This is a genomic window from Nocardioides sp. 616 (genome assembly GCF_002930065.1).
GTDB lineage: Bacteria > Actinomycetota > Actinomycetes > Propionibacteriales > Nocardioidaceae > Nocardioides > Nocardioides houyundeii.
Genome location: NZ_POAG01000017.1, coordinates 190,162 through 204,954, shown reverse-complemented (window position 1 = coordinate 204,954; position 14,793 = coordinate 190,162). Strand labels below are relative to the sequence as shown.

Sequence of the window (14,793 nt, the reverse complement as noted above, 5' to 3'; positions counted from 1 at the left end):
GGTCGCGAGCGATGGCGCGGCATTTGTGCCAGGGCAGGATGACGCTGGTGAAACGGAGAGATCTGTTGGTAACCTGAATCACATTTCGTTGCCAAGGAGTGCGCATGCGCGAGTTCTCGGGAGAGCTCGACGGGGAGAGCAGGCCTTCGTTCGGTGCGAGGGACCCGTCGTTCGACGATCTGATGCAGATCGCCACTCATCAGGACCACCACGGTCATGACGAGCGACGCTGGCGCCTGTTGCTCGCTACTCTCGCGACGTTGGCCGCGGATCTGTCGCTGGATGACCTGCTGGCCAGGATCGTGGAGGCAGCAGCCAACCTGGCCGGCGCACGCCATGCCGCGTTCGGCGTCCCCGATCCCCCGGGCGGCCGGAGTCTGCGAACGCTGGTGACCCACAGGGTCACGGGCCTGCCGGGCGTGGGCACCGAGTTCCCGCAGGGGCGTGGCGTCCTGGGCATGCTGCTGGACCGGAAGGCCCGGGCCGACGGATTGCCCGGCGGGGCCGCCCCCGCCACTTGGACCGGCGCCCAGTCCGGTCCCCGCCCGGTCCTCGCCGTCCCGGTGGGTGTGCGGGAGCACGCCTTCGGCGTCCTCTACCTGAAGGACAACCTCGCCGGCGCGGGTTTCACCGAGGTCGACGAGCAGGTCGCGACCGCCCTCGCCGCAGCGGCCGGGGTCGCGATCGAGAACGCGCTCCTCCACCAGGAGGCTTCGAGGCGGGAACGCTGGCTGGCCGCAGCGGTAGACCTCACCACCGCCATCCTGCGTCCCGACGCGGACGCCGCAGCGCCCCAGATCCTGGCCGACCGGGCACAGGAGATCTCCCGGGCCGACCTCGTGTGGGTCGCAACGGGGGCGGATCCCACGAAGCTCCGCCTGCAGGCGGTCGCTGGCGCCACCGTGTCGCCCGCCACCATGGCGAGCGTGGATCTCAGCTCGTCCCTGGAGCGGTGCGTCGCGGCGACCGGTCGACCCCTCACGGTCAAGGACCTGGGCCGGCACCCCCGCAGCGCCGACGTGGCACGGACCCTGGGCACCGAGCCGGCCGAGCGGGGCGTCGTGGTGCCCTTGCACCTGCCGGACGGCCAGTCCGGCGTGGTCTGCCTCGCCTGGCGTCGCGACGTCGACCCTGCCGCCGTCCTGCAGGACGCCTCGCTCCCCTCCTTGCTGATCGACCAGGCCTCCTCCGCCCTGCAGGTGGCCGAGGCCCGCCGGGACCAGGAGCGTCTGGCCGTCGTGGAGGACCGGGACCGGATCGCCCGAGACCTGCACGACCTGGTCATTCAGCACCTGTATGCCGTGGGCCTGGAGCTGCAGTCGATCGCGGCCGGCCAGGATCCCCAGGAGATGCGGGACCGGTTGGACCACACGGTCGACGACATCGACGTGACCATCCGTGACATCCGGCGAAGCATCTTCGAGTTGGGTTCGGGCCAGGACGACACCGATCCCCGTCGCGCGCTCGGGGCCGTCGTCGAGCGTGCGGCACGCACCATGAAGCTGCGCCCCACGCTGCGCTTCCGCGGCCCGGTACGCGCGCTCATCGACGGAGACCTCCTCGAGGACCTCGTGGCAGTGGTGTCCGAGACCCTGGCCAACACCACCCGGCATGCCGAGGCGGGGTTGTGCGCCGTCGAGGTCAGTGTCGTCGACGGGATCACGGTCCGGGTGACGGACGACGGCAAGGGCATGGACGCCGTCGGCCACGAGAGCGGCTTGGCGAACCTACGCAGGCGCGCCGAGCTGCGTGGGGGTCAGCTCAAGGTCGTCTCAGCGCTGGGACAGGGCACGAGCGTGGTCTGGCGGGTGCCCGTGCAACGGCCGAAACGTGCCGCCGCCGCTCCCCGGGCCTCACAGGTCCGCTAGCACGTGGGACAGGACCATCCGGCACACCTCCGCCATGACCACCCCGGTGGCGGCTCCGACCAGCGCCCCGCAGGCCACCAGGACCAGCAGGCTCAGCACGATCCCGGTTCGCCGCCGGCGCTCGAAGAAGCTGGGTTCGACGGTGCGCCGCGCGACGGGGTGTGGGCTGGTCATTCTCCCAGCGTGGTCGGCACCGCGCACCCGGTGCAGGGCACTGCGCCCGTCCGGGTGGGGACCTAGGGCCCAGTCGCCGCGAGGCCCGTTGTCAGGAGAGCGCCGCCCCCAGTGCGCTCAGGGCCAGGGCAGCGACGAAGAGGATGCCGACCAGGGGCAGCACGAACCGCAGGTACTGGTCGTAGCGCACCTTCGCCAGCGCCAGGCCGCCCATCACCACCGCAGAGGTCGGGGTGATGAGGTTCACCACTCCCGAGGCGGACTGGTACGCGGTCACCACCATGGCGCGTGAGACGCCCGCGAAGTCCGCCAGGGGCGCCAAGATCGGCATCGCCAGGGCGGCGTGACCGGACGAGGAGGGGACCAGGAACGCCAAGGGCACGTTGACCAGGAACATCAGTCCACCAAAGACCCAGGACGAGGTGTCGGAGACAACTCGTTCCATCGACTGCAGCACCGTGTCGGTGATCTGCGCGTTGTTCATGATCACCGTCACCCCTCGTGCCAGGACGATGACGAGACCGACTCCGATGAAGTCCCCGGCCCCCTGGGTGACAGCGTCGGTCACGCCCTTCTCGCCCAGCCCGCCGATGACTCCCACCACCAGCGCCATCACGATGAACAGCGCTGCGAGCTCCGGGAAGTACCAGTCCAGCTGCCAGCCGTAGCTCTCGGCTTCCGGCCCATCGAAGATCTGGGCCCAGGGCACGATGGCGAAGATCATGAAGACGAACGTCAGTCCCACGATGCTGAGCACCAGCTTGTCCCGCCCGGTCAGGGCGGCGATATCGCCCACCCCCTGGGCCTTGAGCTCCTCGTCCTCCGGGAGCGTACTGACCATCGAGGCCGACGGGTCCGAACGCACCCGTTTGGCGTACCGCAGCACCCACCAGATCCCCACCGGGACCAGCACCACGTACATGAGCAGTCGGAACCCGATGCCGTCACCGATCGAGATGTCGGCAGAAGCCGAGGCCACGCCGGTGGCGAACGGGTTGACCGTCGATGCCAGCACGCCGATGCCGGCACCGACCATGATCGTGCCGACCGCGACCATCCGGTCGTAGCCCAGCGCGAGCATCAGGGGCACCACGAGGATGTAGAAGCCCAGGGTCTCCTCGGCCATCCCCTCGGTCGTACCCCCGATCGAGAACAGCACCATCAGCACGGCGATCAGGGCCGCGCTGCGGCTCTTCATCCTGATCGCGACCCGGCCGATGCCGTGCTCGATGGCACCGGTCTGCATCGCCATGGTGATGAAGATGCCGATGCCGATCACGAACAGGAACACCCCGGCCGCTCCGTAGAGCTCGCCGCTCTCGTTGGGCCCGACGAAGCCTTCCCCGTTCAAGATGCCGTAGAGCCCGTTGACCGGGGCGAGGAACAGCTGCATCAGGCGATCCCCGAAGGAGAGCGTGGAGTCGATGCGCTCATAGGTACCCGGGATCGGGCGGCCCGTGTCGGCGTCGGTCTGGTAAGTGCCGGTCGGCACCACGAACGCCAGCAGCCACACCAGCAGGGTGACCGCGGCCAGCACCGTCAGGGCACTGGGAAAGCGGAACGTCTTCTGCTCGTGCTCCGCACCGGTCTCGTCCACGGCGGCGGACGGCTCTTCGGACGGCTCTTCGGCGGGTGGATCAGCCCGATGGGTAGGAGGCATGACCAAGCCTTTCTGCGCGGTGGCAACCCACCCAACGAAACACTCGCCCGTGGTCGTGAGACCTGCCGATAGTCATTCCGGTGCCGGGACCATGTGCCCTCTTGCAACGTCACCGCGGCGCGGTTGCCTGGGACCACACAACCAGAAGGAGGGGCCATGGCGCTCCAGGTGGAATCCGAGGTGGGCGCTCTCAAGAGGGTGATCCTGCACAGGCCGGGACTCGAGCTGAAACGGCTGACTCCCACGAACAAGGACGACTTCCTGTTCGACGACGTGCTGTGGGTCAAGCGGGCACAGCAGGAGCACGACGCGTTCTCCAGCACGCTGCGCGACAGCGGGGTCGAGGTGCACCTGCTCGGTGACCTCCTCCGGGAGACGCTGGCCATCCCCGAGGCGCGGGCGCACGTGGTCAACAGCACGGTGGACGAGCGAACCTACGGACCGCTGGCGGCCAATCTCATCCAGGACCTGTTCTCCCTGATGCCCGAGAGCGAGCTCACCGAGATCCTGATCGGCGGAATGACGAAGTCGGAGCTGTTGGAGCGCACGGACGTACCGGTCTCCGTGGTCATCCAGGCCATGGACGCCGAGGACTTCGTGCTGCCGCCCCTGCCCAATCATCTCTTCACCCGCGACACCTCGGCGTGGATATACGACGGCGTCTCCATCAACGCCATGCGCAAGCGGGCCCGGATGCGCGAGACCGTCCACTACGAGGCCATCTACCAGTGGCACCCGCTCTTCGCCGGACAGGACTTCCGGATGTGGGGCGACGCCACCGCCAACGGGACGGCGACCACGGAGGGCGGAGACCTCCTGGTGCTGGGCCGCGGTGTCGTCCTGGTCGGGATGAGCGAACGAACCACCCCTCAGGGGGTGGAGCGGCTTGCCCGACGGCTGTTCGACGCCGGCAGCGCCAGCACGGTCGTGGCCCTGTCCCTGCCCCAGGCCCGAGCCTTCATGCACCTGGACACGGTGATGACGATGGTCGACGACCACACCTTCACCAAGTACGCCGGGCTCGGCATGCTGCCCTCGTTCACGATCCAGTCCGGTGAGCAGGACGGTGAGCTGACCGTGACCGCGCACGAGCCCGACGACATGCACCGGGCGATCGCCGACGCGCTGGGCTTGGACGACATACGGGTGCTCACCCCCAGCCAGGACGTGCGCGCAGCCGAGCGCGAGCAGTGGGACGACGGGTGCAACGTGCTGGCGCTGCGCCCCGGCGTCGTCGTGGCCTACGAGCGCAACGTCACCACCAACACCTTCCTGCGCAAGAAGGGCATCGAGGTCATCACCGTCGCCGGTGCCGAGCTCGGCCGCGGACGCGGCGGACCGCGCTGCATGTCGTGCCCCATCGAGCGGGAAGGGATCTGATCACCGTGGCCTTCAACCTGAGACACCGCAACTTCATCAAGGAGCTCGACTTCACCCCCAAGGAATGGTCGTTCCTCCTGGACCTCGCCGCCGAGCTCAAGCAGGCGAAGTACGCCGGCTCCGAGCAGCCCCGGCTGATCCGGAAGAACATCGCCCTGATCTTCGAGAAGACCTCGACCCGCACCCGCTGCGCCTTCGAGGTGGCCGCCCACGACCAGGGCGCCCAGGTCACCTACCTCGACCCCTCCGGGTCGCAGATCGGCCACAAGGAGTCGATGGAGGACACCGCCCGGGTGCTGGGCCGGATGTTTGACGGCATCGAGTACCGCGGGGCCAGCCAGGACAACGTCGAGACCCTGGCCAAGTACGCCGGGGTGCCGGTGTGGAACGGGCTGACCGACGACTGGCACCCGACCCAGATGCTCTGCGACATGCTCACCATGCGCGAGCACTGCGCCAAGCAGGACCGCGACATCACGTTCGCCTACCTCGGCGATGCCCGCAACAACATGGGCAACTCCCTGCTCGTCACGGGCGCGATGATGGGGATGGACGTGCGGATGGTCGCTCCCTCAGCACTGTGGAACGCCGAGGACATCGTCGCGCAGGCCGCCACCGTCGCCGAGCAGACCGGCGCCCGGGTCACCCAGACCGAGGACGTCACCGAGGGGGTTGCCGGCGCCGACTTCATCTACACCGACGTCTGGGTCTCGATGGGCGAGCCGCCCGAGGTCTGGGACGAGCGCATCGCCCTGCTGCGCGACTACCAGGTCACGATGGGCGTCCTCGAGGCCACCGGGAACCCGCAGGTCAAGTTCATGCACTGCCTGCCCGGCTTCCACGACCGTCACACCAAGGTCGGCGAGGAGCTGTTCCAACGCACCGGCATGGACGCCCTCGAGGTCACCGACGAGGTGTTCGAGTCGCGCAGCTCCATCGTCTTCGACCAGGCGGAGAACCGGATGCACACCATCAAGGCGGTCCTCGTGGCCACGCTGGGCGGTTGAGATGCGGATCGTGGTGGCCCTCGGTGGCAACGCCCTGCTCCAGCGCGGGCAGCGTCCGGACGCCGATGTCCAGCAGGCCAACGTGCGCCGCGCCGTCGCCTCCCTGGCTCCGCTGACCAAGGAGCACGAGCTGGTGATCACCCACGGCAACGGTCCGCAGGTCGGCGTGCTGGCGCTGCAGAGCGCCTCCGACCCGCGCCTGAGCACGCCGTACCCCTTCGACGTCCTCGGAGCACAGACGCAGGGGATGATCGGGTACTGGCTGCTGCAGGCGCTGCAGAACGAGCTGACCCTGAAGCCGGTGGCCGCGATCATCAACCAGACGCTGGTGGAGGCTGGGGACCCCGCGTTCGAGAACCCCACGAAGTTCGTGGGCGAGACCTACGACGAGGAGACCGCCCACAAGCTGAGCCAGTCCCGGGGCTGGGACATGGCTCGGGACGGCGACACGTGGCGGCGCGTCGTCGGCTCGCCCCGGCCCCAGCGCATCGTCGAGACGCGGCTGATCCGGCTGCTCCTGGAGAGCGGTGCGGTGGTGATCTGCGCTGGGGGCGGCGGGGTCCCGGTGGTGCGCGACGAGCAGGGCGAGCTGCGCGGCGTGGAGGCGGTGGTCGACAAGGACCTCGCGAGCGCGGTGCTGGCAGAGGCCCTGGACGCCGACGCGCTGCTGGTCCTGACCGACGTCCCCGCCGTCATGCAGCACTGGGGGACGCCCGACCAGACACCGTTGCGCCGCACCACGCCGCCGGCACTGCGTGCGCTCGGGTTCGCTGCCGGCTCCATGGGGCCCAAGGTGGAGGCGGTCAGCCGGTTCGTGGAGGTCACCGGCGGAGTCGCCGCGATCGGCAGCCTGGACGAGGCGGTGGCGATCCTGGCCGGCACGGCCGGGACGATCGTCACCGCCACCGGTCTGTACGACGGACAGTGACGCGACCTGCGAGTCCCCGGAGGTCACGCCGCGGCGGCGTGACCTCCGCACGTACAGCGAGCCGCGCGCCGACGGCGCGCTCAGCTCCCGGCGTGGTCGCTTCCGGACTGGTCGCTTCCGGACTGGTCGGCCCCGCCTCGGGTGATCGGGATGGTCGTCGTGCCCGAGCCGCTGCCCACCGGCACGGAGACGGTGAGGACACCGTTGTCGTACTCGGCCTTGATGTCCTCCACCCGGGTGCCGGGGGGCAACGTCAGCGCGCGGGCGAAGCTGCCGTACCGGATCTCCGTGCGGTGGTGGTCGTGCTTCTCGGAGCGCCGCTGGCCACGAAGGTGCAGCGTGCTGCCGTCCAGGGACAGCTCGACGTCCCGCTCGGGGTCGATCCCGGGCAGGTCGGCCCGGATCACTCGACGATCACCGTCCACCCACTCCTCGACCTTGACCTGCGGCTCGAGGTGCGGCGAGCCCACCCAGTTCATCAGCTCCGTAAACACGGACTGGGTGTCGGGCTGGATCTGCTTGGTCATCGTGGGAGTCCTCTCGTGGGTTTCCTTGGTCGCTGCCCAGCCAAGCCCGCGCTCCGGCGCAGGTCCCAGAGGACAAGGTCCCTAGCCGGTCCGGTCAGATGGCACCGGGTTGGCGAGGCCGGCCGATTCGGACCGTGGCACAGGGAGGCCGGACGATGAGCGAGGAGCCGTTCCGCGCCCTGGTGCTGGAGGACGACCGAGACGCGGCCGAGTTCGACCGCATCGCCCTCGAGCGGTACGGCGGCATGGTGGTCGACCTGGCGGGGACCGCAGACGAGGCGTTGGCGGCACTGAGGAGTCGCAGCTACGACCTGCTGGTCAGCGACATCGCTCTCCCGGGCCGCTCCGGACTGCAGATCCTGCCGGAGGTACGCGCCATCGATCCCGCGCTCAGCGTCATGATCATCACCGCCTACCCCACCTTCAGCCACGCCGTGGAGGCGCTGCGGGAGTCCGCGGACGAGTTCCTGGTGAAGCCGGTCACCGCCTCGCAGGTCGTGGAGCGGGCCACCGAGCTGGCCCAGCGGACCAGGGACGGGCGGCAGGCCTCGCGTCAGCGGGTGCTGGCCGTCGGCGCGCACCCGGACGACGTGGAGATCGGCGTCGGGGCCACGCTGGCGGTGCACGCCGCCGCCGGGGACGAGCTCGTCATCCTCACCCTCTCCGGCGGTGCGGTCGGTGGGAACACCGACAGCAGGCGCGGCGAGGCCGCGCAGGCCGCGGCGGTGGTGGGCGCTCGGCTGGTGCACCTCGACTTCCCCGACACCATGCTCGACCCTGCATCGGGGGTGATCACCGCGATCGAGGAGGCGATCGCCGAGACCCACCCCGACCGCATCTACACCCACGGCGCGCACGACCGTCACCAGGACCACCGGGCTGTCCACGAGGCGGTGCAGATCGCCGCCCGGCAGGTCCCCAGCCTGTGGTGCTTCCAGAGCCCGTCCTCGACGGTGGACTTCGCCCCGAACCGGTTCGTGGCGGTGGACGGCTTCGTCGACATCAAGCTGCGGATGCTGGCCGCCTTCGCCTCCCAGTCGCACCGGGAGTACATGCAGCCGGACGTGGTCCGGGCGACCGCGAGGTACTGGGCGAGGTTCAGCCCGGCTCATGAGGTGGAGCCCCTGGAGACCGTCCGCGCCACCGAGAACCTGACGGAAGCCGCAGCGAGGGGAGTCACTCCTCAGGCGGCTCGGACCGAGGCAGGAGCCGGGCACGCAGACCTGGTCGATCGCGGTGACTGACGCCGAGCCGCTCGAGCAGGCGCGCGCTTGGGCCCAGCGCCTGGGGCGCGATCTCGCCGCACGCTGGTTCGCCCCGGAGGCGGTGGGTCTTCGCCAGGTGCCGGTCACCGTGTCGGTCCTGGCCTCGGCCCTGATTCTCTGGGTCACCATCGAGCCCGCCAGTCGCACCATGCTCGCCACCGCCGCAGCCCTGGTGCTCGGAGTCCAGGCCGTGGCCAGCCGCGCCGACTGGACGGACCTGGCACCGGCGTGGCGCTATGCCGTGCCCGTGGTGCAGATGCTTGCTGTCGCGCTGATGGACCTCGGGGCGGGCATCGACCTGGTGAGCCTGGACGTGCTGCTCTTCATGCCGGTGGTCACGCTCGCCCTGGAGCCTGGCCCGTGGGGGCTCGGCATCGCCCTCTTCGTCTCCGCGATGGTGCTGCTCGCGCCCGTGGTGTTCGACATCGGGCGCGTCCACCCGCTGCTGCACGTCGTCGTGACGCTCCCGATCATCGCCGCGGTGGCAGTGCGGGCCCACGGCATCCTCGGGATCACCCGCCAGCAGGCAGAGGAGCTCCGGCAGGCGCGGGACGAGGTGGCCGCCCGGGTGGGTCAGCTCCGAGCCTCGCGGGACGCGCTGCGCAGCGTCATGCGGGCAGCCACCGAGCAGGCGATCATCGGCACCGACCTGGACGGCGTGGTGCGGATGGTGAGCGCCGGGGCCGAGCGCATGTTCGCGCGCGCCGAGGACGAGCTGGTGGGCAGTGCGATCACCGCGCTCCTGCCCGTCGAGGGCACCGACGCGCAGGAGCCCGCCGGGACCGCCCAACAGCTGCTGGCAGCGGAGGTGGGAGAGGCGGCAACCGGAGGCTCGCATTCCGGTGAGCTTCGGCGTAGCCGGGCCGACGGCTCCGTCCAGCACCTGGCGTACGTCGTGACGCCGCGCCCCGCGCTCGAGGGTGCCGATCCCGAGCTCCCGGCGGGATATCTCTTCGTGGTCACCGACGTGACCGAGGTCTGGGAGCACGAGCGCCGCCAGGACGAGTTCATCAGCCTGGTGAGTCACGAGTTCCGCACCCCTCTGGCCTCGATCCTGGGATACCTGGACCTGCTGCGCCTGGAGTCCGGTGCGCTGGACGAGGAGCAGCTGGGCTATCTCGACGTCCTCGTGCGCAACACCGAGCGGCTGCGCTCGCTGGTCGACGACCTGCTGACCAGCGCACAGCTCGTCTTCGGCGCACCGATGACGGCCACCGAGGTGGAGGTGACCGACGTGGTGCGAGCAGCGGTCGAGACCCAGCAGCCGGCGGCCCGGGACCTGGGCGTGCGTGTCGAGGTCGCCGGAGACCCTGTCGTGAGGCTGATCTCCGACCCACAGCGACTCGGGCAGGTGGTGGACAACCTGCTCAGCAACGCCGTCAAGTACAGCCGCAGCGGCGGCCGGGTCGAGATCACCACGGTGCAGGAGGAGGCCGCGAACGGAGCGCGGCAGGCCCGGATCCGGGTGGCGGACCAGGGAACAGGCATCGAGCGGGACGAGCTCGGTCGGATCACCGAGCGGTTCTACCGCACCCGGGACACCCGCCGCCGTCGGGTCCAGGGCATCGGCCTCGGTCTCTCCCTGGTGCACGCGATCATCGAGGAGCACGGAGGGGTCCTGACCATCGACTCCGAGCCGGGCCGCGGCACCGTGGTCGAGGCGGTCATCCCCGATCTGCAGCCCGCCGGGGTGCAGTCGGGCGCGCCCTCATGACCCCTGCCACACCCGGGCCAGGGCCTTCCAGTGCTCCTCGGCCATCAACGAGTACGGGGTCACGTTGACGTTGGTGACCCCGTTCGTTCCGGCCGCCCGGACGGCGGCGGCCATCCGGGCCGGGGTGATGGCCTCGCGGGGGCCGTCGTTCGGTCCGTCGGCCCACAGTCCCACCGAGACGGCGAACCGCGAGATGTCGAGGCCGCCGGCGATGAGCCCGGAGGTCAGGCGCCGTACGGCGCTGGGAGGTCTGTCCTGGTAAAGATAGGCCCAGACCACGAGCAGGTCGGCGGCCCGCAGCAGCGAGCGGTAGCCGTGGCCGCTGGCCGGGACGCCCGCGGCCGGGTCCCCCCAGTTCACCCGGACGTCCATGCCGAGCTCGATCGCCGCACCGTCGCCGTCGCGCACCCTGTCCAGGGCAGTCCGCATCCGCTGGAGCACCCCGGAGACCACCGCCGAGCGCCAGGCGGCGACACTGGGCGCATCCGGGTCCAGCTCTCCGGTGGCGGTGCGGGGCCAACCGGTCTGCCCGGTCATCTCCTCGAAGAGCTCGAGGTCGTCATCCCCGAACGAGCTCGACAGGAAGAGCTCGGTGATCTCGATCGAGGCCGGGTCGTACCGCTCCCCCAGTGCTGCCACGTAGTCGACCAGGCGCCGTCCCACTGCTCCCGTGGTCAGCTGGGTGGCGGAAGCCTGGTACGCCGACCTGCGTCCGTCAGCCGAGACACCCGCGATGGACGGGTCCTCCTTGATCCACTCCGGCACGTAGGCGTCCACGATGAGCCCCACCTGCCTCGGCTCCCCTTCCGCGGTCTGCACCAGAGCTCTGGCGGCCTTGGCCAGGTGATCGGTCCCTGGCTCCGCCGCGTCCTCAGGGTGCTCGGCCCAGTCGAAGGCGGTGAACTCGACCCGACCGGCACTGAGCTCGGCGGCCGTGGCACCCACGGAGTCGAACCGGTCGTCGACCTCACCCCATTCGGTGTCCGGATCGGTGATGGTGGCGAAGTCGACGCTGAGCGAGCGCACCAGCTCAGGCCTCTGGCTCGGACGCATCGTGGGCAGCACCTCATCCTCCCAGGGACGGACGATGAGGGCAGCGCCGATGAGCGCTGCCGCGAGCGGGATCACGATGACGAGGAGCCACGGTCGTCTTCGTCCAGGAGGCCGCGGACGGACACCGTCCCAGTTCGCTCCAGCTTGTTCCATCGGTTCTCCGCGTTCGCGAGCTCCAGTCGGACCGCCTCCAGCATGACCAGGGTCATCAACGTGGAGTAGAAGGGCCACAGTACGACGGTCCACAGGTAGCGCAGGTCCCGCAGCGAGCCGTCCAGCCAGTTGGCGAACAGGAGCAGGCCCAGCGACAGTGGCAGCCCCAGCAGCAGGATCCAGCCCATCAGGGTCCCGGGGAGGGCGGCCGGCCCCTCGGTCGCCACCAGTCCCGCCAGGCTGAGGATTGCCGCGATCTGGATGAAGGGTGCCACCACCTGCGAGGCGGTGTTGAACAGCAGGTACAACCCGAACGTCCCGTAGCGGAGCCTGCCGACCGCCCCCCAGTGCAGAGCGGTCGCCTGCAGCAGTCCGCGAGCCCACCGCACCCGCTGCCGCCACAGGCCTGACAGGGTCGACGGCGACTCGGCGTAGACCAGCGCGTCGGGAGCGAACGCGACCTGGTAGCCCGCCAGGTGCAACCGCCAGGTCAGCTCCAAGTCCTCGCCCAGGGTGTCGGTGCGCAGTGGACCGGTGCGGTCCAGGACCTCGCGGCGGAACGCGCCGATGTTGCCCGAGACCACGGGCAGGCAGCCGAGCACGTGGAGCGCCCGCCGCATGAGCCCCGTGCCGAGGTGGCTGATCAGGGCGAGCAGCCGCGTCAGCACATGATCCAGGTTGACCGGACGGTCGTTGCCGCAGACCGCACCCACCCGCGGGGTGCGGAAACCGCACAGCAGCCGCGTGACGGTGTCGGACCGGAAGACGCCGTCGGCATCGACCAGGACCAGGACGTCACCGCGGGCCTGGGCGATCCCGGTGTTGAGGGCAGCCCCCTTGCCCGCGTTGTCCTGGCGCACGGCCCGCACCTGCGGGTGGGCGGCGGCCAGATCCTGCATCCGCTGGTAGGTGCCGTCTGCGGAGCCGTCGTCGACGCAGATCACCTCCAGTCGGGGATAGTCGCTGCGCAGCACCGAGCGCACGCAGTTGTCGATCACCTTCGCCTCCTGGAACGCCGGGACCACGACGCTCACGAAGGGCGGCTCCGCGAAGACCGGCTCGGCCCCCGCCTGGTCGCGCTGGTGGCGCCGCTCACGCAGCACGAACGTCAGGGCGAAAGGGACGAAGGCGAGGCGGGTCGCACCGATGAGCAGCAGGGGCAGGGTCAGGAGGAAGAGCAGCGCCCCCGCGATCGACGTCACGGGTCACTCGGGCCACTCGTGGAGGACGGCGTCCAGCAGCTCGGGGGCGTCGGCGGAGACCGCGCCGAACCTGCTGTTGACCTCCAGGACCACCGGCGTGCCGTCGTCGAGCCGGCGTACGTCCATGTCGACGGGGCCGACCAGGTCGAGCGCCTGCACGACGTGCGCAGCCAGCTCGGCCACGTCCCGGGCCGCGTCCTGGGGCAGGCGCGTCACTCCCGTGGCGTTGCCCACCCGGCCCTGCTTGCGCCCGCTCTTCTCCAGCACCACCACGACGCACCGACCGGTGGCGGGCGAGCGGTAGACCTGCGGGCTGTACTCGACGCCAGGTGCGAAGACCTGGACCACCCACCCGGCACTCAGCTGGCCCCACGTCGGGTCGTCGGGATCCTCCAGCACGTGCACGCCGCGACCTCCCCGCCCACGACGGGGCTTCACCACCACTGGCCCTCCCGCCCAGGAGAGCGCCTCGGCCGCGGTGGCGAGCTCCTCGACTCCCGCGTGCTGCGGCACGGGGACGCCCCGGTGGTCCAGCGCCCACATGGTGAGGAGCTTGTCGGCCGCGATCGCCGTCGGGGCCGCGTCCGAGAGCACCAGCCGCCGACCCAGTCCCACCGCTTCTCCCAGCACGGCCAGCGCCGGCAGCTCCTCGGAGACGGTCGGGATGATGAGGTCCGGGTCGTAACGGGAGACCAGCTCCAGCAGGGTCCGTTCGTACGCGGCGTCCTGGGCCGCCGGCACGGCCTCCATGGAGTCGATGCCCAGCACCTCCCTGGGGGCCAGGTCCACGCCCATCACCCGGAGCGGCGAGCGCGCCGATCGGGCGGCGAGCTGGACGCCCAGGCTGCGACCAGCGGGTCCGGCGGCGCCGGTGACCAGCAGGGTGCGGGTCCCGCGGTCCCGGGTCACGTCCGACGGAGAGCCGGGATGCGCGCACCGACGACCAGCAGCACCCAGGTGGTGAGGATGTAGGGCCAGGTGTAGTGCGGGAACGAGGTGGCGTCGTTCATCAGCAGGGTGACGACGGCGGTGATCACCGTCCCGACGGCCGCATAGCACCAGGAGGCGATGCTGCTGTGGTGGAAGACCACCGCCAGCGCGATGGCGGTGAGCACACCGGAGTATCCGGCCAGTCCTTCCTCGATCGTGGTCGTGGTCTCGCCCAGGGCGAGCGCGCAGAGGCTCCCGATGGCGCTGCCCATCACGGCCGCCAGGCCCACGCGCCACGACGCGATGAACAGGCCGATCAGGATCAGCAGACCGCCCAGTGCGCTGTTGACCAGCACCACCTCGGAGACGTTGGAGAGGAAGGAACGGGCGAGGGCATCGCCGGCGCCGTCGGTGACGTGCTTGGTCGAGCCCGCCACGTGCAGGTCCCAGGACACCGCGTAGAGGATGGACGCGACGGTGCAGAACGGCGCGGTGGTGGAGGGCAGGTTAAAGCCCTTGAGCGCGGGCAGCGCCAGCAGCCACCCGAAGAACACCGTCACGGGCGCGCAGAGCAGCGCCCCGACCACCGTGAGCACATATGACCAAGCCTGCCCACCCAGCGCTGCGTACACCGCAGCGCCGACCAGGCACCCGTTGAAGCCCTGCATGCCCAGCGCCACCCCCTCGGTGGGGACCCGCATCAGGCACCCGGCGAGCGTCGAGAGGATGGTCCCCACGGCCGCCAGGATCGCCATCCTCAGGTCCCCCACCGCGAAGGCCGCGAGGATGAGGAGGCCCGTCCACGGGTTCGCCTGGAAGAAGATCTGGGAGACGCCATGACACAGCGAACGCCAGGTCATGGCGCGGAGGTCGGCGGAAAGATCGGGTGACGTCTTCGACGCATTCATGTCGTCTCCTAGGTCGAGGCCCTC

The 14,793-nt window shown here is 70.3% G+C and carries 13 protein-coding genes; 6 read left to right on the top strand and 7 right to left on the bottom strand.

Going from position 1 to position 14,793, the window contains the following annotated elements:
* The first annotated feature begins 104 nt into the window (after positions 1–104).
* Positions 105–1,868, top strand: coding sequence for a GAF domain-containing protein (locus tag C5H89_RS07400; protein ID WP_104106390.1), 1,764 nt, complete (start codon positions 105–107; stop codon positions 1,866–1,868).
* Here the strand turns inward: C5H89_RS07400 and C5H89_RS07395 are convergent.
* Both C5H89_RS07395 and C5H89_RS07390 read right to left on the bottom strand, forming a co-directional pair.
* Positions 1,854–2,042 (bottom strand): hypothetical protein, encoded by a 189-nt coding sequence (locus C5H89_RS07395; protein ID WP_104106389.1) that lies wholly within the window; start codon positions 2,040–2,042, stop codon positions 1,854–1,856. The two genes, C5H89_RS07400 and C5H89_RS07395, sit on opposite strands and share 15 nt — an antisense overlap.
* Before the next feature lie 91 nt (positions 2,043–2,133).
* The gene (locus tag C5H89_RS07390) at positions 2,134–3,702 is read right to left on the bottom strand and encodes a YfcC family protein (protein WP_104106388.1); all 1,569 of its coding nucleotides are present in this window, start codon (positions 3,700–3,702) and stop codon (positions 2,134–2,136) included.
* Between the two features lie 156 nt (positions 3,703–3,858).
* Between C5H89_RS07390 and arcA the strand changes: the two genes are divergently transcribed.
* Genes arcA through arcC form a run of 3 tightly spaced genes read left to right on the top strand, consistent with a single transcriptional unit; the run spans position 3,859 to position 7,017 of the window.
* Positions 3,859–5,082, top strand: a complete 1,224-nt coding sequence (gene arcA / locus C5H89_RS07385) for an arginine deiminase (protein WP_104106387.1) — start codon at positions 3,859–3,861, stop codon at positions 5,080–5,082.
* Between the two features lie 5 nt (positions 5,083–5,087).
* Positions 5,088–6,089, top strand: a complete 1,002-nt coding sequence (argF, locus tag C5H89_RS07380) for an ornithine carbamoyltransferase (RefSeq protein WP_104106386.1) — start codon at positions 5,088–5,090, stop codon at positions 6,087–6,089.
* Position 6,090: 1 nt separating this feature from the next.
* Complete coding sequence (gene arcC / locus C5H89_RS07375; protein WP_104106385.1) at positions 6,091–7,017, top strand: carbamate kinase; 927 nt, start codon at positions 6,091–6,093, stop codon at positions 7,015–7,017.
* 80 nt (positions 7,018–7,097) lie between these two features.
* On the opposite strand, the gene C5H89_RS07370 is transcribed toward arcC, so the two are convergent.
* The gene (locus tag C5H89_RS07370; protein WP_205304917.1) at positions 7,098–7,544 is read right to left on the bottom strand and encodes an Hsp20/alpha crystallin family protein; all 447 of its coding nucleotides are present in this window, start codon (positions 7,542–7,544) and stop codon (positions 7,098–7,100) included.
* A gap of 155 nt (positions 7,545–7,699) precedes the next feature.
* On the opposite strand from C5H89_RS07370, the gene C5H89_RS07365 reads away from it, so the two are divergent.
* Complete coding sequence (locus tag C5H89_RS07365; RefSeq protein WP_104106384.1) at positions 7,700–8,788, top strand: PIG-L family deacetylase; 1,089 nt, start codon at positions 7,700–7,702, stop codon at positions 8,786–8,788.
* On the top strand, positions 8,781–10,523 hold the full coding sequence (locus tag C5H89_RS07360) for an ATP-binding protein (RefSeq protein ID WP_104106383.1): 1,743 nt from the start codon (positions 8,781–8,783) through the stop codon (positions 10,521–10,523). The genes C5H89_RS07365 and C5H89_RS07360 overlap by 8 nt, the downstream gene beginning before the upstream one ends.
* Here the strand turns inward: C5H89_RS07360 and C5H89_RS07355 are convergent.
* The 4 genes from C5H89_RS07355 to C5H89_RS07340 are packed head-to-tail and all read right to left on the bottom strand — an operon-like array spanning position 10,518 to position 14,769.
* Positions 10,518–11,651, bottom strand: a complete 1,134-nt coding sequence (locus C5H89_RS07355; RefSeq protein ID WP_205304916.1) for a hypothetical protein — start codon at positions 11,649–11,651, stop codon at positions 10,518–10,520. The genes C5H89_RS07360 and C5H89_RS07355 overlap by 6 nt on opposite strands.
* Positions 11,648–12,931 carry a glycosyltransferase family 2 protein gene (locus tag C5H89_RS07350; protein WP_104106382.1) on the bottom strand — a complete coding sequence of 428 codons (1,284 nt, stop codon included), beginning with the start codon at positions 12,929–12,931 and terminating at the stop codon, positions 11,648–11,650. Before C5H89_RS07350 ends, C5H89_RS07355 begins: the two co-directional genes overlap by 4 nt.
* 3 nt (positions 12,932–12,934) lie before the next feature.
* On the bottom strand, positions 12,935–13,840 hold the full coding sequence (locus C5H89_RS07345; protein ID WP_104106381.1) for an ATP-grasp domain-containing protein: 906 nt from the start codon (positions 13,838–13,840) through the stop codon (positions 12,935–12,937).
* Positions 13,837–14,769, bottom strand: a complete 933-nt coding sequence (locus C5H89_RS07340; protein WP_104106380.1) for an urea transporter — start codon at positions 14,767–14,769, stop codon at positions 13,837–13,839. Before C5H89_RS07340 ends, C5H89_RS07345 begins: the two co-directional genes overlap by 4 nt.
* Positions 14,770–14,793: the final 24 nt, after the last annotated feature.